General features: G+C 63.4%; 17 protein-coding genes. 11 read left to right on the top strand and 6 right to left on the bottom strand.

Features of this window, described 5'->3' with window-relative positions; genetic code table 11:
- Positions 1-30: 30 nt before the first annotated feature.
- On the bottom strand, positions 31-1,179 hold the full coding sequence (locus ACNPP0_RS09775; protein WP_448705740.1) for a formylglycine-generating enzyme family protein: 1,149 nt from the start codon (positions 1,177-1,179) through the stop codon (positions 31-33).
- A 150-nt stretch (positions 1,180-1,329) separates the two neighbouring features.
- A complete protein-coding gene (locus ACNPP0_RS09770; protein ID WP_448705739.1) occupies positions 1,330-2,295 on the bottom strand; it encodes a hypothetical protein in 966 nt (321 codons plus the stop codon).
- Here ACNPP0_RS09770 and ACNPP0_RS09765 point away from each other — a divergent pair.
- The 3 genes from ACNPP0_RS09765 to ACNPP0_RS09755 all read left to right on the top strand — a co-directional run bounded on the left by ACNPP0_RS09765 (position 2,272) and on the right by ACNPP0_RS09755 (position 7,839).
- The gene (locus ACNPP0_RS09765; RefSeq protein WP_332608447.1) at positions 2,272-2,610 is read left to right on the top strand and encodes a hypothetical protein; all 339 of its coding nucleotides are present in this window, start codon (positions 2,272-2,274) and stop codon (positions 2,608-2,610) included. The two genes, ACNPP0_RS09770 and ACNPP0_RS09765, sit on opposite strands and share 24 nt — an antisense overlap.
- 326 nt (positions 2,611-2,936) lie before the next feature.
- Positions 2,937-4,910, top strand: a complete 1,974-nt coding sequence (locus ACNPP0_RS09760) for an alkyl/aryl-sulfatase (RefSeq protein ID WP_332608448.1) — start codon at positions 2,937-2,939, stop codon at positions 4,908-4,910.
- Positions 4,911-5,127: 217 nt separating this feature from the next.
- Positions 5,128-7,839: an autotransporter family protein gene (locus ACNPP0_RS09755; protein ID WP_448705809.1), complete on the top strand. Its 2,712-nt coding sequence runs from the start codon at positions 5,128-5,130 to the stop codon at positions 7,837-7,839.
- Positions 7,840-7,906: 67 nt separating this feature from the next.
- Here the strand turns inward: ACNPP0_RS09755 and ACNPP0_RS09750 are convergent, their stop codons facing one another.
- On the bottom strand, positions 7,907-9,535 hold the full coding sequence (locus ACNPP0_RS09750) for a PAS domain-containing hybrid sensor histidine kinase/response regulator family protein (RefSeq protein WP_448705738.1): 1,629 nt from the start codon (positions 9,533-9,535) through the stop codon (positions 7,907-7,909).
- A gap of 148 nt (positions 9,536-9,683) precedes the next feature.
- Here ACNPP0_RS09750 and ACNPP0_RS09745 point away from each other — a divergent pair, with 148 nt between their 5' ends.
- Together ACNPP0_RS09745 and ACNPP0_RS09740 are read left to right on the top strand one after the other, a co-directional pair.
- Positions 9,684-10,076 carry a YkvA family protein gene (locus ACNPP0_RS09745; RefSeq protein ID WP_448705808.1) on the top strand — a complete coding sequence of 131 codons (393 nt, stop codon included), beginning with the start codon at positions 9,684-9,686 and terminating at the stop codon, positions 10,074-10,076.
- Between the two features lie 119 nt (positions 10,077-10,195).
- A complete protein-coding gene (locus ACNPP0_RS09740; protein ID WP_332608450.1) occupies positions 10,196-10,939 on the top strand; it encodes an SDR family NAD(P)-dependent oxidoreductase in 744 nt (247 codons plus the stop codon).
- A 55-nt stretch (positions 10,940-10,994) separates the two neighbouring features.
- Here the strand turns inward: ACNPP0_RS09740 and ACNPP0_RS09735 are convergent, their stop codons facing one another.
- Positions 10,995-11,477: a MarR family winged helix-turn-helix transcriptional regulator gene (locus ACNPP0_RS09735; RefSeq protein WP_332608451.1), complete on the bottom strand. Its 483-nt coding sequence runs from the start codon at positions 11,475-11,477 to the stop codon at positions 10,995-10,997.
- A gap of 47 nt (positions 11,478-11,524) precedes the next feature.
- Between ACNPP0_RS09735 and ACNPP0_RS09730 the strand changes: the two genes are divergently transcribed.
- Positions 11,525-13,003, top strand: coding sequence for an FAD-dependent oxidoreductase (locus tag ACNPP0_RS09730; protein WP_448705737.1), 1,479 nt, complete (start codon positions 11,525-11,527; stop codon positions 13,001-13,003).
- Between the two features lie 95 nt (positions 13,004-13,098).
- Here the strand turns inward: ACNPP0_RS09730 and ACNPP0_RS09725 are convergent, their stop codons facing one another.
- Positions 13,099-14,088, bottom strand: a complete 990-nt coding sequence (locus ACNPP0_RS09725) for an AraC family transcriptional regulator (protein ID WP_448705807.1) — start codon at positions 14,086-14,088, stop codon at positions 13,099-13,101.
- 60 nt (positions 14,089-14,148) lie between these two features.
- Here ACNPP0_RS09725 and ACNPP0_RS09720 point away from each other — a divergent pair, with 60 nt between their 5' ends.
- Positions 14,149-15,435: an MFS transporter gene (locus ACNPP0_RS09720; protein ID WP_448705736.1), complete on the top strand. Its 1,287-nt coding sequence runs from the start codon at positions 14,149-14,151 to the stop codon at positions 15,433-15,435.
- A 91-nt stretch (positions 15,436-15,526) separates the two neighbouring features.
- Here the strand turns inward: ACNPP0_RS09720 and ACNPP0_RS09715 are convergent, their stop codons facing one another.
- Positions 15,527-16,498, bottom strand: a complete 972-nt coding sequence (locus ACNPP0_RS09715; RefSeq protein ID WP_448705735.1) for a Bug family tripartite tricarboxylate transporter substrate binding protein — start codon at positions 16,496-16,498, stop codon at positions 15,527-15,529.
- Positions 16,499-16,628: 130 nt separating this feature from the next.
- Between ACNPP0_RS09715 and ACNPP0_RS09710 the strand changes: the two genes are divergently transcribed.
- The 4 genes from ACNPP0_RS09710 to ACNPP0_RS09695 form a co-directional block, all read left to right on the top strand.
- Complete coding sequence (locus ACNPP0_RS09710; protein WP_332608455.1) at positions 16,629-17,573, top strand: LysR family transcriptional regulator; 945 nt, start codon at positions 16,629-16,631, stop codon at positions 17,571-17,573.
- A 129-nt stretch (positions 17,574-17,702) separates the two neighbouring features.
- A complete protein-coding gene (locus ACNPP0_RS09705; protein ID WP_448705734.1) occupies positions 17,703-19,778 on the top strand; it encodes a hydantoinase/oxoprolinase family protein in 2,076 nt (691 codons plus the stop codon).
- Between the two features lie 11 nt (positions 19,779-19,789).
- Positions 19,790-21,523, top strand: coding sequence for a hydantoinase B/oxoprolinase family protein (locus ACNPP0_RS09700; protein WP_332608457.1), 1,734 nt, complete (start codon positions 19,790-19,792; stop codon positions 21,521-21,523).
- Positions 21,520-22,600 (top strand): thiamine pyrophosphate-binding protein (locus ACNPP0_RS09695; protein ID WP_448705733.1); only part of this gene is annotated, 1,081 nt, incomplete at its 3' end. The genes ACNPP0_RS09700 and ACNPP0_RS09695, both read left to right, overlap by 4 nt.

Genomic DNA, 22,600 nt, shown 5'->3' with positions numbered 1-22,600 from the left:
ACGGCTTGCCGGGACTGCCCTGGCAAGGGTTCAACGGCTGGCGACTTGTCCCGGTCGGCTTTGCGCCTGCTTCCATTGTTCGACGGACATCACCGTGCGAAAGCCCAGGTGCGACATCCCGTTCATGGGGTCGTTGCCACGGCGCGCGCTGGCCCGGTAGCTGATGCAGTACGTATCGCTGCACAGAAAAGAGCCGCCGCGCGTGACGCGCTTTGGCGCGGAGGCCGGGACGTTGCCGTCGTCGGGGTCGAAGCTGTCGGCGGGTCCGGCGGGATCTTGCGGTGGCTGCCGGTATTGCGCCTGGATGCGGAATGCGTCGGCCCGATACCAGTCGGCCGTCCACTGCCAGACGTTCCCCGCCATGTCATAAAGGCCGTATGCGTTGGGCGGGAACGAGCCCACCGGCGTCGTGCCAACCTGGATCTTTTCATCCTTGACGACCGGGAATGGCTGCTGTTGCTGCGTGTCCCAGATGTTGGCCATGGGTTTGCCGTTGGGACTTAGTTCGTCGCCCCAGGCATAGGTGGCCTGCTCCAGGCCGCCGCGCGCGGCGAACTCCCATTCCGCCTCGGTGGGCAGGCGTTTGCCGGCCCACTTGGCATACGCCTGCGCGTCCTCGTACGACACCTGGACCACCGGGTGGTCGTCCTTGCCGTCGATGTTGCTGCCCGGGCCTTGCGGTTGGCGCCAGCTGGCGCCGGGCACGAAGCGCCACCAGCGGCTGTAATCACGCAACGAGACTTCGGCCTCGGTTCCCACAAACACCATGGCGCCCGGCACAAGCTGGCTGTCATCCGGGCGGGGCGTGCCAGGGGGCAGCTGGACCTTCAGGTCTTCCCATTTGGGCTTTTGCTCGGCCGTCGTCACGTAGCCGGTGGCCTGGACGAATCGGCGAAATTCCGCGTTGGTGACGTCATGGGCGTCCATCCAGAAGCCGCTTACCCGAACGCTATGCGGAGGAACCTCGTTCGGCTGCGACAGCTTGTGGTCGTTGCCCATGAGGAATTGGGCGGGTGGAATCCAGGCCATGCCGGCCGGCCCCTGCTTGCCGTCACCCAGCGTGGCAACCACGGCCGCCGGCTTTGGCGTGACGCCTACACCCGCGACATAGGCGCCCAGGGCACTGGCGCCAAGGAGGACACCGGCTATTGTCAATCCGACTTTCAGTTGCGGCTTCACGTGCCCTCCGTACTGCTATGGATACGAAATGCGGGTGCGGAATTACTCAATACTCCACGATCTTTTGCCTGATGTCGATAATTTCACCAAAGGGAAAACACCAGATGATTGATACAAAAAGTGAGCGCATCGCTCGGTAACCCACGATGACTACAGCAATGTGAATAGCAATTTCGTCAGTGTGCTTTTCAGCGGCCATTGCATCGAAATCAGCATCAACATGGGCAACGCCGCGGGCGCCAGAATCTTTATCAAGACCGACTTATTGATAATCGCGCCCCGCATCGACGCGACGGCCTGGTATATGGCTTGCACGTCGGCCACCGGGCCCAGTTCAGGCGCGTCCAGCATGGGATGGTCAGGCACATTTTTCTTCTCGATCCACTTTTCGTGAACCGCCCGCCCGTGTCGTGTCACAAACGCGCCATAGTCCAGAAGGGCCTGCCTTTTGACGCGTAGCAACAACGGCGTGAACACCAGCAGCGGCGCAAGGCCGATGACCGTCAGCACCACCAGCAACGCCGCGATCTGCCCGTAAAGCGAAGGAACCGTCACGCCGTGATAAAGAACCTGATGCGCCCAGACACCCGCCACCACCGCCGAGACCGACAGCAGAAAAGGGCCGTAAACCACCGGAATCCGAGTCAGAAAGCCCAGACCACCCAGGCGATCCGGATGGCTGGGAACCAGCTTCAATGGCAGGGCCGCGATCCGGTACAGAAGCAAGCCCAGCAGCATCAGCCGCCAGACCCAGGCCAGCAACAAGATCGAGAAAATAGGCCGAGTCACCAGCAGCAGCCACCAGACGCCAAAATTCAGGCTGGGGCTGCCGGAATCCGCCCAGCGGATTTCGTCGCCGTCGGGCGAAAAAAACAACACGGTCACCCAGGTGGCGACGAACACGGCAATGACGATCCAGGGCGAAATTCTATTTCGCAGGTTCAGCACGCCCAGCAGCACGTGATCGAATCTGGCGGCCAGTTCACCGTCAACCAGCCCGGACTGCTTGAACTCACGCAAGCCCAGTGGAATCAATTTTTGCGCAATGCCCTCGGCCAGCACCAGCAACGGGATGGCAACCAGGCAGCGTACATGGATGCCGATGTGGCCAAGCAAGGGCTCATTATTTCCCAGCGGTTCAATGGCGGTGCCCGCGAGCCAAGCGGCGATCGCCAGGGGAAGCCACGCGATCAACGCATAGGCAACGGCGCGCCTCATGAAGCCATCGCCGCTGGCGGGGATCAAGCCCAATCTGCGTTGAAGGCGATAGAAGAAGTCGTCACGCACAAGGGAAAACCGATCAAGCGCGCCGGCCGCCTTCCGCTGATCCATTCCGCCCTGATCCGTTTTGCGCTGATCCATTGGCTGCCGATCCATTCCGACTCCCGTAAAACACTGACTGCGGCGTCGACCCGTGAAACGCGTCGTTGATTACAGCAACGTTCGGCCCTGCGAGTAAAAATGAATCGCCCAAATACTGCCCGAGGCTTCGCGTGAATATCGCACGCACGACGCCGCAATTGCAAGGCGTTGCTATGCGTGGCCGGGTCGCGCGGGAAATGAGAATTTAGTTTTTTCCTTACTGTTTTTTGTGTAGGCTAGATCGCTGCCTTACGAAGTTGCGTGACCTTGTTGCCTGACAGAACCCCGTGTTGTACGCCGGTTCGCCCATTTGAATGTATGGAGATGTCGTCATCATGAAGCTCACTAGCACTGCGAATGCCCCGTCGTCGGCCCATTACCCCCCAAAGAAGCAAATGAAGGGCAGTCGCCTGGCTTCAGCCGCGTTGACGACATTATTTCTTGCCACCTCCACGTCTGCCTGGACACAACAGGCGCCAAAACCCGCCGAAGACGCCACCAAACAAGCCAATGCCGCGCTTCTGAAAGCGCTGCCGTTTTCGGACAAGACGTCTTTTGAACTGGCGCACAAGGGCTTCATCGCCCCGCTGCCCCAGGCCATGATCAAAGGCGCCCAGGGCAATGTGGTGTGGGACCCGACCAAGTACAACTTCATCAAGGAAGGCTCCGACGCGCCCGATACCGTCAACCCCAGCCTGTGGAGGCAATCGCAGCTGCTGAACATTTCGGGGTTGTTCCAGGTGACGGACGGCATCTATCAGGTGCGCAACCTGGACTTGTCCAACATGACGATCGTCGAAGGCAAAGACGGCCTGACGATCATGGACCCGCTGATTTCCACCGAGACGGCCAAGGCGGCACTTGATCTGTATTACCAGCATCGCCCGAAAAAACCCGTGGTCGCGGTGATCTACACCCACAGCCACGTCGACCACTATGGCGGCGTGCGCGGCGTTGTGGATGAAGCCGACGTGAAGGCCGGCAAGGTCAAGATCTATGCCCCGCTGGGCTTTCTGGAACATGCCGTGGCCGAGAACGTGATGGCCGGCACCGCCATGAGCCGGCGCGCCAGCTACATGTATGGCAACCTGCTGCCGCCCAGCACAACGGGCCAGGTGGGCGCCGGCCTGGGCACCACCACGTCGGCGGGTACGGTGACCTTGATTCCTCCCACCGACATCATTGAAAAGACGGGCGAAACGCGCACCATCGACGGCCTGACGTATCAGTTCCTGTACGCGCCGGGCAGCGAGGCGCCCGCCGAAATGCTGTATTACATCAAGGAAAAAAAGGCGCTGAATACGGCAGAGGATTCCACCCACACCCTGCACAACACGTATTCGCTGCGCGGCGCCAAGATTCGTGACCCGCTGGCGTGGTCCAAGTATTTGAACGAAGCCTTGGCCATGTGGGGCGACGACGTGGAAGTCATGTACGCCATGCATCACTGGCCGGTGTGGGGCAAGAAAGACGTGCAGGAACAGTTGGCCACGCAGCGCGACATGTACCGGTACATCAACGACGAGACCTTGCGGCTGGCCAACATGGGCTACAACAAGGAAGAAATTGCCGAACAGGTCAAGCTGCCCAAGGCTATCGCCGATAAGTTCTCCAACCGGGGCTATTACGGCTCGTTGAACCACAACGTGCGCGCCACCTACGTGCTGTACCTGGGCTGGTTCAACGGCAACCCCGCCACGTTGCACACGCTACCCATCGAAGAAGGCGCAAAGCGCTATGTCGACATGATGGGCGGCACGGACGCGCTGCTGAAGAAGGCCCGCGAGTATTACGCCAAGGGCGACTACCGCTGGGTGGCCGAGGTGGTGAACTACGCGGTGTTTGCCGACCCGAAAAACCAGGCGGCACGCGACCTGCAAGCCGACGCGTTGGAACAGATGGGATACCAGGCGGAAAGCGGCCCGTGGCGCAATTTTTATCTGACCGGCGCCAAGGAATTGCGCGAAGGCGTGAAGAAGCTGCCCGTGCCCGACACCGCCAGCCCCGACACCGTGCGCGCCATGACGCTGGACATGTTGTTCGACTATTTCGCGGTCCGCTTGAATCGTGAAAAAGCCGACGGCAAACATGTCGTGCTGAATGTGGACTTCACCGACACCAAGCAGCAGTACACGCTTGAGATGGTCAATAGCGTGCTGAACCACACCGAAGGCAAGCTGGCCAAGGAACCCAGCGCCAGCGTGTCGCTGACCCGCAATACGCTGAACGACATCATGCTCAAGCAGACCACGCTGAAGGACGCGCTTGCCAAGGGCGACGTCAAGGTTACGGGCGATCAGGCGAAGCTGAACGATGTGTTCGGGTCGCTGGACGACTTTGAATTCTGGTTCAACATTGTGACGCCGTAAGTCCCCGACAACGGGATGAAGAGGCCGACGCATACCTGCGTCGGCCTCTTTGTTTTTGCCGACGGCCTGGGCCTTCGCATCGCACCCGTATTTGGGTGGGTAAATACCTATTAAGTCCAGCGGCCCGCTTGCCGTTGCCACAGCGTGTCATTCGTACCCACCTGAAGGAGTCATCTTGGTCGACAAGAAATGCAATGGCACCGCACGCGGAAAATGGATCGTCCTGGTCGCGTGCGCGTCCACCTTCGGGACCCCCGCCTACGCTCAATCGGTATCCGGCACCGGCGATGTGCAACCCGGCACGGTCCAGACGCCGAACTGGGTCGTCGGAGGTGATCTATTTGTTGGCGATGCCCTTGCCGGAACGTTGGCCATCAGCGATGGCGGCTCCGTGCTGAACGATTGGGCCTTTATTGGCAACGTCAACGGTGGCGTGGGTACCCTGACCGTGACAGGCCGGGACGGCAGTGGCGCTGCATCCACCTGGACCAGCCTGGGTGACGTATACATCGGCTCGGATTCCGGCAGCAATGGCACATTGAACATTCTGAACGGGGGCACCGCGCAAAGCCTTTCAGGCACTATCGGCGGGCAAAACGGCAGCGTGGGCAATGTGCTGGTGTCCGGGCCGGGTTCGACGTGGGACATTCCCGCAAGCAGCCCGCTCCTGATCGGCGCGTCCGGCAAAGGCACCTTGCGTATCGACAATGGCGGCGCCGTGCATAGCGGCCAAGGGGTGATCAGCTGGATCGCCGGTAGCGAGGGCAGCGTGACGGTATCGGGGCCGACATCCGTCTGGGACCCTTCCAACAATATCTATGTGGGGCTGGACAGCGTTGGCGAGCTACGCGTTCTTGAGGGCGCGACCGTGCGCACCGTCGGTTCGTCTTCCCCCGGCGCCGCCGCAACGGTTTACATCGGCACGGGCGCGAGCGGCGTCGGAACCGTGACCGTATCCAGCACAACGGCCAATATCTCGACGCTGACCGCAAGCGACCGTATCGAAATCGGTTCGGCAGGCACAGGAACACTGACCATCGAAAAGGGCGGTCTGGCCGTCGCCGCCAGCGATACGTGGCTGACCGTCGCGGGCACCGCCACCGGTACGCTGAACCTCATCGGCGATGCCAGCGGCCGCGGCGTGCTTGAAACCGGCTCGGTCGTCAAGGGTGCGGGCAGCGCCACGTTCAACCTGGATGGCGGCGTCCTGCGCGCGCGGCGTGACAAGGCCAACTTCCTGAATGGATTCCTGACGCAGGCAATCGGAATCGAAGGCGCCTCTTTCGACACCAACGGCTACCAGGTGGGCGTGATGACCGCGTTCTCCGGAACGTCCAGCCTGAACAAGCTGGGCGCCGGCAGGCTTACGTTGTCGGGCGATAGCAGCGCCTTCACAGGCACCACCGACGTCCGGGCCGGCACGCTGCAAGTCGATGGTGTGCTGGGCGGCCCGGTGAACGTGCTGACGGCGGCGCGGCTGACCGGCACGGGACGCGTGGGCGCGACGACCAACCAGGGCACCATCGCCCCGGGGCCGCGCAGCGGCTTCGGCGTCCTGACCATCGCCGGCAACTACACGGCGCAGGGCGGCAACCTGGAGGTGCGCACGCAGCTTGGTGGCGATAGCTCGCCAACCGACAAGCTGGTGATCACCGGCGACACGGCGGGCGCGACACCGGTCACCGTGCAGAACATGGGAGGCACTGGCGCGGCAACTCAACGAGGCATACAGGTGGTGCAGGTCAATGGCATCTCGGCGGGGCAGTTCAACCTGGCTAATGGCGACTACGTCATTCAGGGACGCCCTGCCCTGGTGGCCGGCGCCTATGGCTATGTGCTGCAACAGGACGCCGGCGACGGCGGGTGGTATCTGCGGTCGTCGCTGAGCGATCCCGCAATTCCCCCCATCGGCCCCGGCACACCCGCCACCGCCCCCGGCACGCCTCCGGTCGGCGGCGGATCGCCGGGCATTGCGCCTCCGCTGCTTTATCAGCCCGGCGTGCCCGTCTATGAAGCCTATGCCAACACGCTGCTTAATTTGAGCCGGATGCCTACGCTGCGCCAACGGGTCGGCAATCGCCTTTACGACTCGGCGGACGTGGGTCGCAACGGCGTATGGAGCCGCGTGGAAAGCACCACCAGCAGACTCAAGCCTTCCACGTCCACCACGAACGCACGCCAGGATATCGACAGCTGGAAGGCGCAGTTCGGTGTCGACCGTATCCTGGCCGGCCAGGATCAGGGCGCCCGTTTGGTGGGCGGCATCGCCTTTAACTACGGCAAGGCCGACACGCATGTGTCCTCGGCGGTTGGCAACGGCACGATCGACACCACCGCCTATGGACTGACACCCACGTTGACGTGGTACGGCAAGGACGGCCTGTATATCGACGCCCAGGCCCAGGCCACCTGGTTCGACAGCGATTTGAATTCACGGCTGGCCGGCAAGCTCAAGGGGGGCAGCCAGGCGAACAGCTACGGGCTGGGTGTGGAAGCGGGCAAGGCATTCGGTTTGAACGAACGACTGGCCCTGGTCCCGCAGGCACAGTTGACCTACGCATCGACTCGCTTCAATCGCTTCAACGACAAGTTCGGCGCGCGCGTTGAAAGCGAAAAGGGCGACAGCCTGCTCGCCCGCCTTGGTATCGCACTGGACTACCAAAGCAATTGGCAAACGGGCGGCGTGAATCGGGAATCCAGCGTCTATGGCATCGTCAACGTAAAACACGAATTCCTGGACGGCACCCGTGTGGGCGTGGCCGGCGTGCCCGCGACCAGCCGCATGGCGCGAACCTGGGGCGGCCTGGGAGCCGGCGCAAATTACGGTTGGGGCGACCGCTATGCCATCTACGGCCAGCTAGACGCCGACGCGGATTTCTCGGGCAGCTACATCGTCACCGCCACCGCGGGATTCAGAATGACGTTCTAGCCATTGACCCTTGGCGCAATGGACGCGACGGCCGATGCGCTGGCGCCCGTAAAAAAGGCGCGGCGCATCAGGAACCGCTTGGCAAGATAACGCTTCTTGCGTCGGCACGTCCTACGCTATCAAGGTCTTTCGCATGCAGGACGCGCGTCAGCGTTTCGATTGAGTACGGCTTTTGCATGACGGGAAACGGGGCGACCGCTTGCCCGCAGATGGCGTCGCTGTATCCGCTGGCAAGCACGATCCGTATATCGGGCCATTGCTCTCGAACACGGCGCCCCAGCTCAACGCCGTTCATTCCAGGAAGGACCACGTCCAGAATCGCGATATCACAGGAGGCCCCGTGCTGCGCCAGGTGCGACAGCGCGGCTTCCGCATCAAGGACCCAGGTCGCGTCCTGACCCATGTCCTTCAACATCCTGTGCACCACCTCGCCCACCATGCGGTTGTCTTCGACCAGCAAGATCCGATTCCGAACCTGCGGGTCGTGGCACTGCTGATGGCTGTCGTATTCGGTTTTTGCAGTGGGCTCGACGGCCGGCAGATAAAGCGTAAACGTGGTCCCCTGCCCCACGCGGCTGCGGACCTCGACATCGCCGCCGGACTGCTGCACAAACCCCTGTACCTGGCTAAGGCCCAGACCCGAATTCTCGTGTTGGCCTTTGGTCGAGAAAAACGGTTCGAATATATGTTTAGCGACCTCGTCATCGATTCCGATGCCAGTGTCCTTGACCGCCACTGCAACGTGCGCCGCGTGTGGGGCGTGTGTAGCGTGTGTTGCGTGTTCCGCGTTTGCATTCGGACTTCGGCCCGGCGCCGGCCCCCGATCTGCCTCGCACACGGAAATAGTCAGACGACCGCCCGCGGCCATCGCGTCTCGCGCGTTGATCACCAGATTCAACAGCGCCGATTCAAACTGTGCCGGGTCGGCATAGACGGTGGTGTTTCCCGGGCCTATCTCGTAGGACAAGGCGATGGACGACCCTACAGACGCTTCAACCAACTGCCGAAGCGATGACAAGCTGTCACGCACGTCAAACACGTGCGGTTTGAGCGGCTGCTTTTTTCCGTATGCCAAGAGTTGGCGCGTGAGTTGCGCGGCCTTCTCGGTCGTGTCGGAAATGATCCCGACATAACGCATCAGGGATGCGGGCATCTCGCGCGATCTTTTCAGGAATTCGGCCGAGAACCGGATCGCGGTCAAGAAGTTATTGAAGTCGTGCGCAACGCCGCCGGTCAGACGCCCAATTGCCTCCATGCGATGCGCGTGATGCATGGCATCGCGGGCGGCTTGAAGTTCTTCCCGATGTCTCTTCTGCTCGGTAACGTCGCGCGTGATCTTCGCATAGCCCACGTGCCGGCCATTGTCATCATGAACCGGGTCGATGACAACGCTGCACCAGAAGCGAGTCCTGTCTTTTCGTACGCGCCAGCCTTCCGCCTCGAAACGTCCTTCTTTTCTAGCCGTCTCCAGCGCCCGTTCGGGCACCCCGGCGGCGCGGTCTTCTTCGGTGTAAAAGACGGAGAAATGCTGACCGATGATTTCCTCTTCTATATAGCCCTTGAAACGCTCGGCGCCAGGGTTCCAACTGCTGACCCGCCCCTTTGCGTCCAGGAGATATATCGCGTAGTCCATTACGGCATCCACCAGGAGCCGATAGCGGTCTTGTTCGGGAAAGTCTGAGGGTGACTGTTTCATGCTGGTTTAAAAATGATCGTAAATTTGACGGCATTCCCGCGCGGGGACGCCGTCTTAGCGCTGTAGTTTCGTGATCGTACGCGCTGTGCGCACTATCGAAAACGGGGACAACCCCGACGCCCATTTCAACGCAATTCAAACCCGCCTTATGAACGTGACTGATCGCCTGAAGATCTGGGCCAAGCGGATTCGACGAGACGGCATCACGCTCTGGTTTGCCGGCAAGCATCCCCGCACCCCCTGGTATGCGAAGGCACTGGCGCTGTTTGTCGTGGCCTATGCGCTAAGCCCTATCGACCTGATACCCGACTTCATCCCGGTGCTGGGGTATGTCGATGATCTTTTATTACTGCCCGCCTTCATTTGGTTAAGCATCAAGCTATTGCCGACCGACGTGTTGTTGGAATGCAGAAGCCAGGCAGAAGCGTGGTTACTGGCAAAGAAGGCGAAACCAAGCAGTTGGGTCGGAGCCACGTTGATAGTGGTCATCTGGTTGATCGCGGGCGCGGCAGCGTGGCAGTTTTTCAGCCATCGGCAGTAATGCAGTGGCTGCGTGAGGACCAGGGTGGCCGTGAGCTCGGCATAGCCGATAGCGCAGTCCCGGCGTAAGCCACCGCAGTGGTATGTAAACTCCAGTCCTCCCTTTCGTTTGACTTCTCTATGCCCACCGCACAACGTGTTGCTCTTGTCACCGGCTCAACGTCAGGCATCGGCGCCGCCATTGCGCGCCGGCTGTCCAAAGACGGCTACGCCGTCGTTCTGCACTCGCGCAGCTCGGTGGACGTTGGCATCTCCATGGCGCGCGAACTGGGTTTGGCGGCTTATGTGCAAGCCGATCTTGCCCAAGACGCGGACCGGATTCGCCTGGTGCATGAAGCCGTGGCGCAATGGGGCCGCCTGGATGTCGTCGTGAACAACGCGGGCATCAGCCACGTGGTGCCGCATGCGGATATGGCAGCAGCAACCCCCGACATCTGGCGCGAGTTGCACGAAGTCAATGTCATCGCGCCGTTCCGTATCATCGCGCTGGCCGAGGCCGCACTGCGCGCGTCCGCCGCAACCGGCACACCGGCCTGCGTGGTCAACGTCAGCTCGCATGCAGGCGTTCGTCCCAAAGGCGCGTCTATCCCCTACGCCGCAACGAAAGCGGCGCTAAACCACGTCACGCGCTTGCTGGCGGTCTCGCTCGCCCCGGATATACGCGTGAACGCGATCGCGCCGGGCTTGGTCGATACGCCCTTGACCGCCGACTGGACCGCAGCCCAGCAGTTATGGCGCGAACGCGCACCGATGCAACGCGCCGCGCAGCCGGAGGATATTGCGCAGGCGGTGTCGATGCTGATTGAGTCGAACTATCTGACTGGGGAAATTCTGCTGTCGGATGGCGGGTTGAATCTGACGTGATGTGGCGTGGCGTGGGGGACGCATGACGCCCTTCATGCCTTAACTGCTCGCCACCTCAACCCTCTGTACCCCGTTCCAGCGCCTCTGCGAACTTGCGCATCAGACGCACCAAGTCCGTGATGTCTTCGGCCGCCCAGTCCTGAAAGATGTCCCGTGCCAGACGCTCGCGCGCCTGATCAAGCTTGTCGGTCACGGCCTTGCCCTCGGATGACACTACCGTTTCGCGCATTCGGCGGTCGTCCGGGTTCTCGTGCCGAATCACCATCCCCATGCGTTCCAGCTTGGCGACCTGGCGGCTAATCGTCGTGTAGTCCCTGCCAAGGCGGTCCGCCAGATCCACCACGCCGATCGGTCCCACCCGTTCAATCACCACCAAGAGGCGAAACAGCGCCTGGTCCAGCTGCACGCCGGCTTCCGCGATCAGCCGTTCGTCGTTCCTGGGGCGGTTCATCACGCTCACGATCGTGATCAAGGACCGATGCAAATCCTTCAGCTGCGCCGAGATATGTGTATCTTGCACTTTCTTTTTGGTGACCATAGACTGTCCTCTTAATGTGTGCATATTACACATACTTGGAGAGCGACATGCGTAACCCCGTTGACGTCCTGATCTGCGGTGCCGGCGCTTCCGGCCTGACCTTGGCAATAGAACTGGCGCGGCGCGGCGTGCGCTTTGCCCTTATCGAAAAACTGCCTTCCCCGTTTCCAGGCTCGCGCGGCAAGGGCATTCAACCGCGCACCCAGGAGGTCTTTGAAGACTTGGGCGTCCTGGACCGGGCCATGGCCGCCGGTGGCATCTACCCCACGATTCGCAAATACTCGGCCGACGGCAGCCATGTGGACCAGGCAGTGACAACGGTTGCCGATCCTACGCCCGCCGAGCCCTATCCGCTTCCGTTGATGGTTCCGCAGTTCAAGACCGAAGCGATCATGCGAGAGCGGCTGGTGGAACTGGGCCATGCGCCCGAGTTTGGTGTCGAGCTGGTCGGGATGGAGGTCAACGCCGACGGCATCGAAGCCGTGCTGGCCACCCCGGACGGGCAACAGAGGCTACACGCCCGCTATCTGGTGGGCGCCGACGGCGGGCGCAGCGCGGTACGCAGCCACCTGGGCATCGGCTTTCCGGGCAAGACGTTAGGGGTGCGCGCCATCGTGGCCGATGTCGTGCTGGAAGGCTTGTCGCGCGATAGGTGGCACCAGTTCAACGGTAATGGCGCGGGCCCCCTGGCCATCTGCCCGCTTGCAGGCACCGACCTGTTCCAGATCCAGGCCCCGGTCCCTCTTGAGGGCGAGGTCGATCTGTCCGCTGCCGCGCTGACAAAACGCGTTGCCCTGCACACCGCGCGCACGGACATCACCGTCCATTCCGTTGCCTGGTCTTCGACCTACAACATGAATGCCAGGCTGGCAGATCATTACCGGGATGGCCCCGTGTTCCTCGTCGGCGATGCGGCGCATGTCCATCCGCCCACCGGCGGGCAAGGCTTGAACACCAGCGTGCAAGACGCCTACAACCTGGGCTGGAAGCTGGCGGCCGTGATCGCCGGCGCGCCCGAGGCGCTGCTGGAAACCTACGAAGCCGAACGCCGTCCCGTGGCGGCGGACGTGCTTGGCCTGTCCACACGGCTGCTTGCGGGTTTCAAGACCGGGGACAACAGGCGGACCCGTGAAGTGCAGCAGCTGGACATCGGTTATCCAACGTCGCCGCTTTCGCTTCCGTTGCTAGCCGACAGCCGACTTGAGCCGGGCAGTCGCGCGCCCGATGCCGTTGTGCGCGGCGCGGGCGGCAGCCCAACGCGTCTGTTCAAGCTGTTCAAGGGCACGCACTGGACCTTGCTGGTCAACGGGCCCTCGGCCTTTCCGCCGCGCGCCGGCTTGCACATCCACGGCATCGGACCCGGCTTGGAAATGGAAGATTCTCTGGACCAGTTCGCCCGCTTCTACGGTCTGGCCAAGGGCGCCGCCGCACTGGTCAGGCCGGACGGATATCTGGCCGGTGTCTTTGCCAGGGATAGCGCCGCCGCACTGCAAGCGCACTTGGATGGGCACTGCAAATCTCGGTGACAGGGACTCTGGCGTCGTGCCGGCAAGGCGGACAGGCTGCCGGGCCGCGCCGGGCAGGACACCGCGCCCCCGCCTCGGGGGAAGTTCATGGAAGTTCAGCGCGCGTCTCGGCTTGCGCCCGGGGGCAGACCGGTAACACGCTTGAACGCACGGCTGAATGCTGCCTGCGACGTATAGCCCAGGCGCTCGGCTACCGTGTCGATTGGCAGCCTGTCGTGCGTCAGCCATTGCCTGGCAAGACGCATCTTCAACTCGTTGGCATAGCGCAACGGTGGCGTTCCGACCGTGGCATGAAATCGCTCGGCAAAAACAGAACGAGAAATATTGCACTCGCCCGCCAACTCAGCCAATTTCCAATCCCGGGCGGGCTGGCGATGCAAGGCAAGGATGGCCCGCGCAAGCCGTGGATCCCGCAACGCTGCGGCCAGGCCGGAGGCATTGTCGCAACCGCACTCGATCCATCCCCGGACAATCATCGCGGCGACCACTTCGGCGAGTCGCGCCAGAATGTCCGCGAACCCCACGCGTCTGGAACAGATCTCGCCTTTCATCGCGGACAGGATTGGGACCATGCCGGGAAAGCGGTCGCTGTCGGCGTTCACGCACATGACATCCGGCATCAGTTGCCCCAAGGCCCGCATGCCGCCAAGGTCGAACTCCATGCAACCATAAAAGAAGATTGCGCTGGGTACGCTGCTGGTACTGGGACACGCATCCACGTCGGTGACGGAATTGCCGATCAAGGCGGCTTCCAGCGTATCGATATCCTGCAAGTCCGCGCCTTCGGCGGAAAGCCATTGATGAGCTTGCCCATGAGGCAGAAACACCGCATTGCCGGCACTCAATTCCTGCAAGCCGCCCTCGGCGGTACGTAGTACGGCCGAGCCAACCGCCAGGTAATAGAAGAAACCGTGGCCGGCCATCGCGTCAACGCTCAGTCCAAAACTAGGCCCTGTCTGCACGCGCCGGTAACGCACCCCGCGCAGACGCATTCCGGCAAGCAGCTCACTGATCAAGTGCGGAGGAAGGGCGTAATCCTGCGAGGTCAACATCGGATTTTCTATCAAAAACTCAGTACGCAGCATCATAGATCATCCCAAGTACAAGTCCTAGACTGCACTCACTGATTTTCTAGGATGAATGCAATGCGTCGTGTTGTTGATGTTTCCAACCCCGAAGGGGCAGCCAGCCCGGTGGACATTGAGCCGGTGTCAGCCGCATGGACAGCGGTGTTCTCGCTGGCGATGGGTGTATTCGGCCTTTTGACCGCGGAGTATCTGCCGGCAAGCCTCCTGACGCCCATGGCAGCCGCTCTGCACGTATCGGAGGCTATGGCGGGACAGGCTGTGACGGTCACTGCGGTAGTGGCGCTTTTCGCGGGCTTGCTCGTGCCTGGTCTTACCCGCAGCCTGGATCGCCGTACCGTGCTGCTGGGCTTTTCCACTTTAATGATCGTGTCTAACCTGCTGGTCGCGGCGTCCTCGGACATGTGGGTGCTGCTTTTGATGCGCGTTCTGCTTGGCGTCGCCTTAGGAGGGTTCTGGAGCATGGCGGCGGCTGTCGCCATGCGATTGGTACCGACGGCACTCTTGCCGCGTGCGTTATCCATCATCTTCAGCGGCATTGCCGTGGGGACCGTGGTCGCCGTACCGTTGGGTAGCTATCTTGGTGGCCGGTTTGGATGGCGCAGCGCTTTTCTCGCCGCCGCGGCGGTGGGGGTATTGACCCTGGCATTCCAATGGTTCACGTTACCGAGGATGGCGCCGCGCCGTCCCGCCCGGCTCAGAACGATTTTGGACGTTCTGTTGCGGCCCGGAATCGCGCTAGGCATGTTCGGCTGCATTCTGGCGCATACGGGCCATTTCGCCCTCTTCACCTATATCCGGCCGTTCGTGGAAAGCACTACCGGCGTGGGAACGAACGGCCTGGCGCTGATGCTACTTGGCTTTGGCGTTGCGAATTTCGTAGGCACCATGCTCGCAGGCTGGCTAATGCAGCGCAGCTTATCTGTGACCTTGGCCCTCATGCCGGCCCTGGTCGGTTGCAGTGCCTTGGCGATGGCGCTTTTTCCTGCGTCCATATCGGGGCAGGCAACGCTGGTTGCGGCATGGGGCCTCGCGTTCGGTGGCGTGCCGGTTGCATGGTCAAACTGGGTCGCGCGCGCCGTGCCGGATCAGGCTGAAAGTGCCGGCGGGATGGTCGTAGCGTCGGTGCAGTCCTCCATCGCCATGGGCGCCGCGGCAGGCGGTGCAATGTTCAGCCTGACAGGCATCGAGGGCGTTTTCATTGCGGGAGGCTGTCTCATGCTGCTGGCCGGCCTGTTCATCTGGATGCGCGTAAGAGGGGCCTATCCGCACGGGTCGAATGGGCCGCATGGATCGCATGGGTCGCATAGGCCGCATGGGTCGCATGGGCCCGACACCGCGGCCTGATCCTTGCCCCCTTTGCTCGCGGTTGCGCGGACGCGGCTTTGGGTTACTGATCCGCACCTCAATGCGCCCGCGCGCGCATTGCGCGCTGAACTCACATCGGCTTTAAATCCACTTCCTTGGCAATCTTGCCGAATGCCTCCAGGTCCGCCTTGACGCGTTGGCTGGTATCGGCGGGCGTGGAAGCGCGAGGGATCATGGCCAGGTCCAAAAGGCGCTGCTTCATCTCGGGCTTGGCGAACTCCCGCGCGATCGCGGCCTGAATCTTTTCAACGATGGCGTCCGGGGTGCCCTTGGGCGCCGCCAGGCCGAACCAGGCCACGGCGGAAAAGCCCGGCATCCCGGCTTCCGGCGCGGTAGGCACGTCAGGCAGCGCCGCTACGCGCTCGGGGTTCGTGACGAACAGCGGCCGCACCTTGCCGGCCTTGATGAACGGGGTCTGCACGCCGGTATTGTCCAGGACCGCGTCGATGTGGCCGCCCAGCAGGTCGTTCATCGCCGGGCTGCTTCCCTTGTAGGGCACGATGTTGATCTGGATGCCCGCCGCGCGGGCGAACATCAGCTGTGTCAGATGCTGCTGGGTGCCCAGGCCGGCATTTCCGAACGTGATCTTGTTGGGATTGCGACGGCCGTAATCGATAAATTCCTGGAGCGTCTTCGCGGGAAACGCGTTGTTCGTCACCACGACGAAAGGCAGGTCCACCAGCACCGTGATCTGCTTGAAATCTTCCAGGGGCTTGTAGCGCAGCTTGTAGACGTAGGGGTTGACTGCCATCGTGCCGCTGGCGGTCAGGGCCAATGTGTAGCCGTCGGGCTCTGCCCTGGCCACATGCTCGGTGCCCAGCACGCCGCCGGCACCCGGCTTGGCTTCAACGATGACGGGCTGCCCCAGCTCGCTTTGGATGGCCTGGGCGGCAAAACGCGCCAGCATGTCGGCGGAACCGCCCGTGGCATACGGCAGGATGATGGTGATGGGCTTGCTGGGATAGTTGTCCGCAGCGGCCGGAAACGAGGCAGCCAGGGCTGCCACACAGGCGGCGGTCAGAAACTTCAGGTTCTTTATCATCGATTGATTACCCAAGTTGCATGTGAACTGCGCAGGAACTCGGGCAAGGTTAAGCGGTACGGTGTTATATGACCAATCAACAATTAAAATAAAACGTCATCAACATTACTGATAACGATGTGGGGATACCGTGCTCGACGCCATCGACCTGAACCTGCTGCGCATTTTCGACGCCGTCATGACCGAGCGCAACGTCACGCGGGCGGCGTTCGCCTTGCACATGACGCAGCCGGCGGTAAGCAACGCCATCAACCGGCTGCGCCTGACATTGAAAGACCCGTTGTTCATCAAGGTGCAGGGCGGCGTGCTGCCTACGCAGCGCGCCGAATTGCTGTGGCCTCCCATACGGGACGCGCTCGCCCGCATCGCCGAGACCCTGGAGCGCAACGAATTCGACCCTGCAAGTTCCGAGGCGGTGTTTCGGCTGGCCATGTCCGATTACGTGGCCGATCAGGTCATCCGGCCGCTGTTCGTTGAACAACAGATGGTGGCGCCAAACATCCGCATTCACCTGCACCCCTATTCGCTGGACAACACCGCCACGCTGCTGGACAAGGGCGAAGTCGATATGGCCGCCGGCGTGTACTCGAACTTCGGCTCGTCGCTGCGTACCCTGCCCCTTGAGACGCTGACCTATGTGTGCGCGATGCGCAAGGGACACCCGCTGTTGTCCTTGCCACGTTTCACGCTGGACGACTTCCTGCGCGCCCGCCATCTGGTCGTCAGCTTGCTGGGCACCTCGGCGCTGGTTGACCACGAACTGGCCGCCCATGGCTACAAGCGCAATGCGGTGCTGACAATCAATCAATTCGCGCTGGCCCCGCGCCTGCTCGCCGAGACCGACCTGATCTGCGTAGTGCCGGTCAACGCCGTGCGCAACAGCCCGCACAGCCACCAGCTTGAAGCCATCGAAGCGCCCTTCCCGTTCATTCCGCGCACGGTCAACCTGATCTGGCACGAGCGTTCCGACAACCTGCCTTCGCACCGCTGGCTGCGCGAAGAAATCCTGAAGGTATGCAAGGCGCAAGGGATGTTGTTCGATCCGGCGCAGGGCGCCGAGTCGCACGCTTACTGATCCGACGTCATTCACCGATGTGATGATTATCAATGCAAATCTTTGATTAGAAGGAATGACGCAGCGTCGATAAGATTCGGGTCACCCTAGCATCGGCGCGCGTCCGCGCCGGCTTCCTGGAGACCAGCGTTGCCCCAGACTGCATCCCTTCCCGGCGAGCGCCGTTTCCGCGTCGGCTTCGACGTGGGCGGAACCTTCACTGATTTCACCCTGTTGGCCGAGCATAGCGGCGAGCTCTCGTACTTCAAGGTGCCCTCGACGCCGCATGACCCGTCCGAGGCCATCCAGACCGGCCTGGCGCACCTGATGCGCGAACACGGGATCTCGGGCGACGAGCTGGCGCATGTGGGTCACGGCACGACCGTGGCCACCAATATGGTGATCGAACGCCGAGGCTCGCGCTGCGCGCTGGTGACTACGCGCGGCTTTCGCGACGTGCTGGAGATCGGCCGGCAGACCCGTCCGCACCTGTATGACTACAACGTCATCAAACCCGAGCCGCTGGCGCCGCGCGAGTGGCGCTTCGAAATCGGCGAGCGCATGGCCGCCGACGGCAGCGTGCTACAGGCGCTGGACGAGGACGAGGTTGTCTCGGTTGCGCGCCAGCTCGCCGCCGCGCAAGTGGAAGCGGTCGCCATCTGCTTCATGCACAGCTACCGCAATGATGCCCACGAGCGCCGCACGCGTGAGATTCTGGCCGAACACCTGCCGGGCGTGTACCTCAGCGTATCCAGCGAAATCCTGCCGGAGTTTCGGGAGTACGAGCGCATGTCGACCACGGCGCTGAACGCCTACGTTGGCCCGCGCATGGCCGCCTACATGCGCAACCTGGTCGACTCGGTGCAAGGCATGGGTGTGAAAGTGGCTCCGACGACAGTGCATTCCAACGGCGGTTTGATGTCGGTGGAATCGGTGCTGACCGCGCCGGTGCGGACCTGCGTGTCCGGGCCCGCCGCCGGTGTGATCGGCGCGGCCGAGCTTGGACGGGCGGCCGGTTTTCACAACCTGATCACGTTCGACGTAGGCGGCACCAGCACCGACGTGTCGCTGGTGGCCGAATTGCAGCCGCTGTTCACCTCCAGCCGCCTGGTGGCGGACTATCCGGTGAAGACATTGATGGTCGACGTGCATGTCATCGGCGCCGGCGGCGGCAGCATCGCGCGCATCGACGATGCGGGCGCGCTGAAGGTGGGCCCGCAAAGCGCCGGGGCCGTGCCCGGGCCGATTGCCTACAACCGCGGGGGCACGGCGGTCACGCTGACGGATGCGCACGTCGTGCTGGGGCGCCTGAATCCCGTGGCGCTGCTTGAGGGCCGGATGGCCGTGCATGCCGAACGCGCGCGCGCCGCGCTTCAGGAACAAGTGGCCGGCCCGCTGGGCATCAGCCTGGAAGAGGCGGCCTACGGCATCCTGCGCATCGCCAACTCGAACATGGCCCGGGCGGTGCGCGCGGTGTCGACCGAGCGTGGCCACGACATCCGCAAGTTTGCGCTGTGCGCCTTTGGCGGCGCCGGCGGCCTGCACGCGGCCGAGCTGGCGCGCGACTGTGGCATCGGCACCCTGTTGATCCCGCAGGAGCCCGGCACCATGTGTGCGCGCGGCATTCTTCTGTCGGACATTTCCATGGACTTCGTCCAGACGCTGATGGCCAGCGCCAACGACGCGGGCTGGCAGGCGGTGCAGCAGGCGCTGGACAGCTTGGCCGGCAAGGCTCGGGCGTGGCTGGCGGGCGAAGGCGTGGGCGATTCCGCCCAGCGCCTGACGGCCGTCATCGATGCGCGCTACCAGGGCCAGAATTTTGAGATCCCGGTGCCGCTGGAGGGCATGCGACTGTTGCCGCTGGCCGATTTTGTGCTCGCCTTCAGCGCGGCCCACATCCGCGAGTATGGCTACGACGCCACCGGCCGCTCGGTCGAGATCGTCAACTGCCGCGTGCGCGCGGTGGGCCTGGTGCCGCGCGCGCCGATCGCCCACGTGGCCGGCGGCGCCAGCCTGGCGGGCGCGGTCAAGGAGCGCCGCGCCGTGTACTTCGAAAACGCCGGCTGGGCCGACACGCCCATCTACCGCCGCGCCCTGCTTCCGACGGGCGCGCCTGTCGACGGGCCGGCCGTCATCGAGGAAATGAGTTCGACCACCGTGATCCTGCCCGGCCAGCAAGCGCGCGCCGACGACTACGGCAACCTTGTCGTCACTCTCAACCCCTAAGGCAAACCGACATGACCACCGCACCGACTGCCGCCGATACCGACGCCTTCGACCCCATCGAGATGGAGGTCTTCAGCAACCGCCTGCTGTCCATCACGGAAGAGATGGGCAACACGCTGATCCGCTCGTCCTTTTCCAGCAACATCAAAGAGCGCAAAGACTGCTCCGTGGCGCTGTTCGACGCCGCCGGCCGACTGGTGGCCCAGGCCGCCCACGTGCCGGTGCACCTGGGCTCGCTGTCAGGCGGCATCGACGCCGTGCTGCGCCGCTACGGCGTCGCCGGCATCCGCCCCGGCGACGCCTTCCTGTGCAATGACGCCTATCTGGCCGGAGGCACCCACGCGCCGGACATCACCGTCGTATCGCCCATTTTCTGCGACGGCGTGCTGCGTTTCTTTGCCGCCAACATCGGCCATCACACGGACGTGGGCGGGGCCGTGCCGGGCTCGACCTCGCATCACCTGAAGACCGTGTGGGAGGAAGGCATCCGCCTGCCGGCCATGCGTATCGTGCGGCAAGGGGAACTGGACCTGGACCTGCTGGAAATGATCGCGCACAACACGCGCGAGCCGGACAACCGCATGCACGATATCCGCGCGCAGATTGCCACCAATGACAAGGGCGCGCGGCTGATGCTGGAACTGGTACGGCAGTCCGGACTGGAGACGGTGTTGTCCGCCATCGATGGCATCCTGCGCTACACCGAGCGACGGCTGCGCAACCGCATCGCCCAGTTGCCCGAAGGCAGCGCGTCCTTTACCGAACGCATGGACGACGACGGCATGGGCGGTGACCCGGTGGTGATCCAGGCCAACGTACACGCGCGGGGCGGCCAGCTGCACGTGGACTTTACCGGCACCGGCAAGCAGGCGCGCGGCGCTTTCAACCTGCCGGCCAGCGCGCTTAACGCCAGCGTGTATTTTGCCGTCAAGGCCATGCTTGACCCCGAGCTGATGCCCAACAATGGCCTGTTCCAGCCCATTACCATCAGCGCACCCGAGGGCACGATCACCAATCCCGTGTTTCCCGCCGCGGTGGGCGCGCGCGTGACCACCGCGCAACGCGTGGCCGGCACCGTGATCGGCGCCCTGGGCCAGTTGCTGCCGCCCGGTCGTGGCATGGCCTCGTCCAACGACGTCATGCCGTCGATGCTGTTCTCGGGCCCCATGCGCGACGGCAAGGGCACCTTCGTCTATCTTGAAACGCTGGGCGGCGGCGCGGGCGGGCGCGCACGTGGCGACGGCATGGACGGCATCCAGGTCAACGTCACGAACACGTCCAATTTGCCCGCCGAGGCCCTGGAGATCGAGTACCCCCTGCTGGTCGACGAATACGCGCTGGTCAACGACACGGGCGGCGCGGGCAAGTACCGCGGCGGCATGGGCATCGCGCGCCAGATTCGCTCGCTGCACGACCAACTGGCCTGCACCATCCGTTGCGACGCGGCGCTGTTCGGCGCGGCCGGGCTGGATGGCGGCCTGACCGGCGGCACATCGCGCCTGATTCAGAACCCGGGCCGCGCCGACGAACAACGCCTGCCAAACAAGATCTCGGGCCACGCCCTGCCGGCGGGGGTCTCGGTGCGTCTGGAAACGCCCGGCGGCGGCGGTTATGGCGTGCCGGCCGAGCGAAGCCTGGCGGATATCCGCCGCGACATCGTGGGTGGCAAGGTCAGCCGCGCCGCCGCCGAGCGCGACTACGGGACCGAACGCGTGGCCCGCGCCCTGGAACAGGAAAACGCATGACCTGCCCTGCACAAGCCGCGCCGCGCAGCGGCGGCGAAGCCCTGATCGCGCAATTGCAGGCCTTTGGCGTACGCCGGGTTTTCATGGTGCCCGGCGAGAGCTTCCTGCCCTGCATCGATGCCCTGTACGCGCGGCGCGACGCGATCGACTCCATAGTCTGCCGCCAGGAAGGCGGCGCGGCCTATATGGCAGAGGCGCACGGCAAGCTGACGGGCCAACCCGGCATCTGCTTCGTTTCGCGCGGACCCGGCGCCACCAACGCGGCCATCGGCGTGCACACCGCCCGTGAAGACTCCACGCCCATGATCCTGTTCATCGGCCAGGTCGGTGGCGATACCGCCGACCGCCAGTGCTTCCAGGAAGTGGACTATCGCGCCATGTACGCGCCGCTGGCCAAATGGGTGGCGCAGATCGAGCGCGCCGACCGGGTCCCGGAATACCTGGCGCGCGCGTGGGCCGTTGCCACCAGCGGGCGGCCTGGCCCCGTGGTGCTGGCGCTGCCCGAGGACATGCTGGCCTGCCTGACCAGCGTGCCGCTGGCCGCGCCGCCCGCGACGCCGCAGGCCTGCCCCACGCCCACCGACATGCAGCGGCTGCGGCAGATGATAGAGGCCGCCGCCAAACCCTTGTTGCTGCTGGGCGGCTCGCGCTGGTCGGACGCGGCGCGCACGGCAATACGCGACTTCGCCCTGCGCTTTGACCTGCCGGTCGCCACCGCCTGGAGACGGCTGGAGCTGTTTGACAACGACCATCCCAACTTTGTCGGACAGGTCAGCGCCAGCATGCCCGCGCACCAGAAACGCGTGGTCATGGACAGCGACCTTGTCATCGCGCTGGGTACGCGCTTGTGCGAACCGACCACGCTGAACTACGAATGGATCGCCTCGCCCACGCCACGCCAGACCCTGGTGCACATCCACCCCGACGCCAACGAGATCGGCCGGCTGAGCACGCCGGCGCTGGGCATAGCCGCCAGCATCGACGGCTTTGCCCAGGCCGCCTTGGAACTCGCGCCCACGCCCGGCTGGCAGGCGCGTCGTCGCGGCTTGCATGCCGCGGCCCCGGCGCCGGCGCTGC

It is taken from the genome of Achromobacter semiaridum (genome assembly GCF_053543755.1).
The sequence above is the reverse complement of the archived record's forward strand: the minus strand, read 5'-3'. Positions and strand labels throughout refer to the sequence as shown.

Bases quoted from the DNA above. Each gene is read 5' to 3' on its own strand.
- ACNPP0_RS09765 (WP_332608447.1), top strand. From the start codon at position 2,272: ATGGATGCCGATGTGGCCAAGCAAGGGCTCATTATTTCCCAGCGGTTC.
- ACNPP0_RS09760 (WP_332608448.1), top strand. From the start codon at position 2,937: ATGAAGGGCAGTCGCCTGGCTTCAGCCGCGTTGACGACATTATTTCTT.
- ACNPP0_RS09750 (WP_448705738.1), bottom strand. From the start codon at position 9,535: ATGAAACAGTCACCCTCAGACTTTCCCGAACAAGACCGCTATCGGCTC.
- ACNPP0_RS09745 (WP_448705808.1), top strand. From the start codon at position 9,684: ATGAACGTGACTGATCGCCTGAAGATCTGGGCCAAGCGGATTCGACGA.
- ACNPP0_RS09740 (WP_332608450.1), top strand. From the start codon at position 10,196: ATGCCCACCGCACAACGTGTTGCTCTTGTCACCGGCTCAACGTCAGGC.
- ACNPP0_RS09735 (WP_332608451.1), bottom strand. From the start codon at position 11,477: ATGGTCACCAAAAAGAAAGTGCAAGATACACATATCTCGGCGCAGCTG.
- ACNPP0_RS09730 (WP_448705737.1), top strand. From the start codon at position 11,525: ATGCGTAACCCCGTTGACGTCCTGATCTGCGGTGCCGGCGCTTCCGGC.
- ACNPP0_RS09725 (WP_448705807.1), bottom strand. From the start codon at position 14,088: ATGCTGCGTACTGAGTTTTTGATAGAAAATCCGATGTTGACCTCGCAG.
- ACNPP0_RS09720 (WP_448705736.1), top strand. From the start codon at position 14,149: ATGCGTCGTGTTGTTGATGTTTCCAACCCCGAAGGGGCAGCCAGCCCG.
- ACNPP0_RS09715 (WP_448705735.1), bottom strand. From the start codon at position 16,498: ATGATAAAGAACCTGAAGTTTCTGACCGCCGCCTGTGTGGCAGCCCTG.
- ACNPP0_RS09700 (WP_332608457.1), top strand. From the start codon at position 19,790: ATGACCACCGCACCGACTGCCGCCGATACCGACGCCTTCGACCCCATC.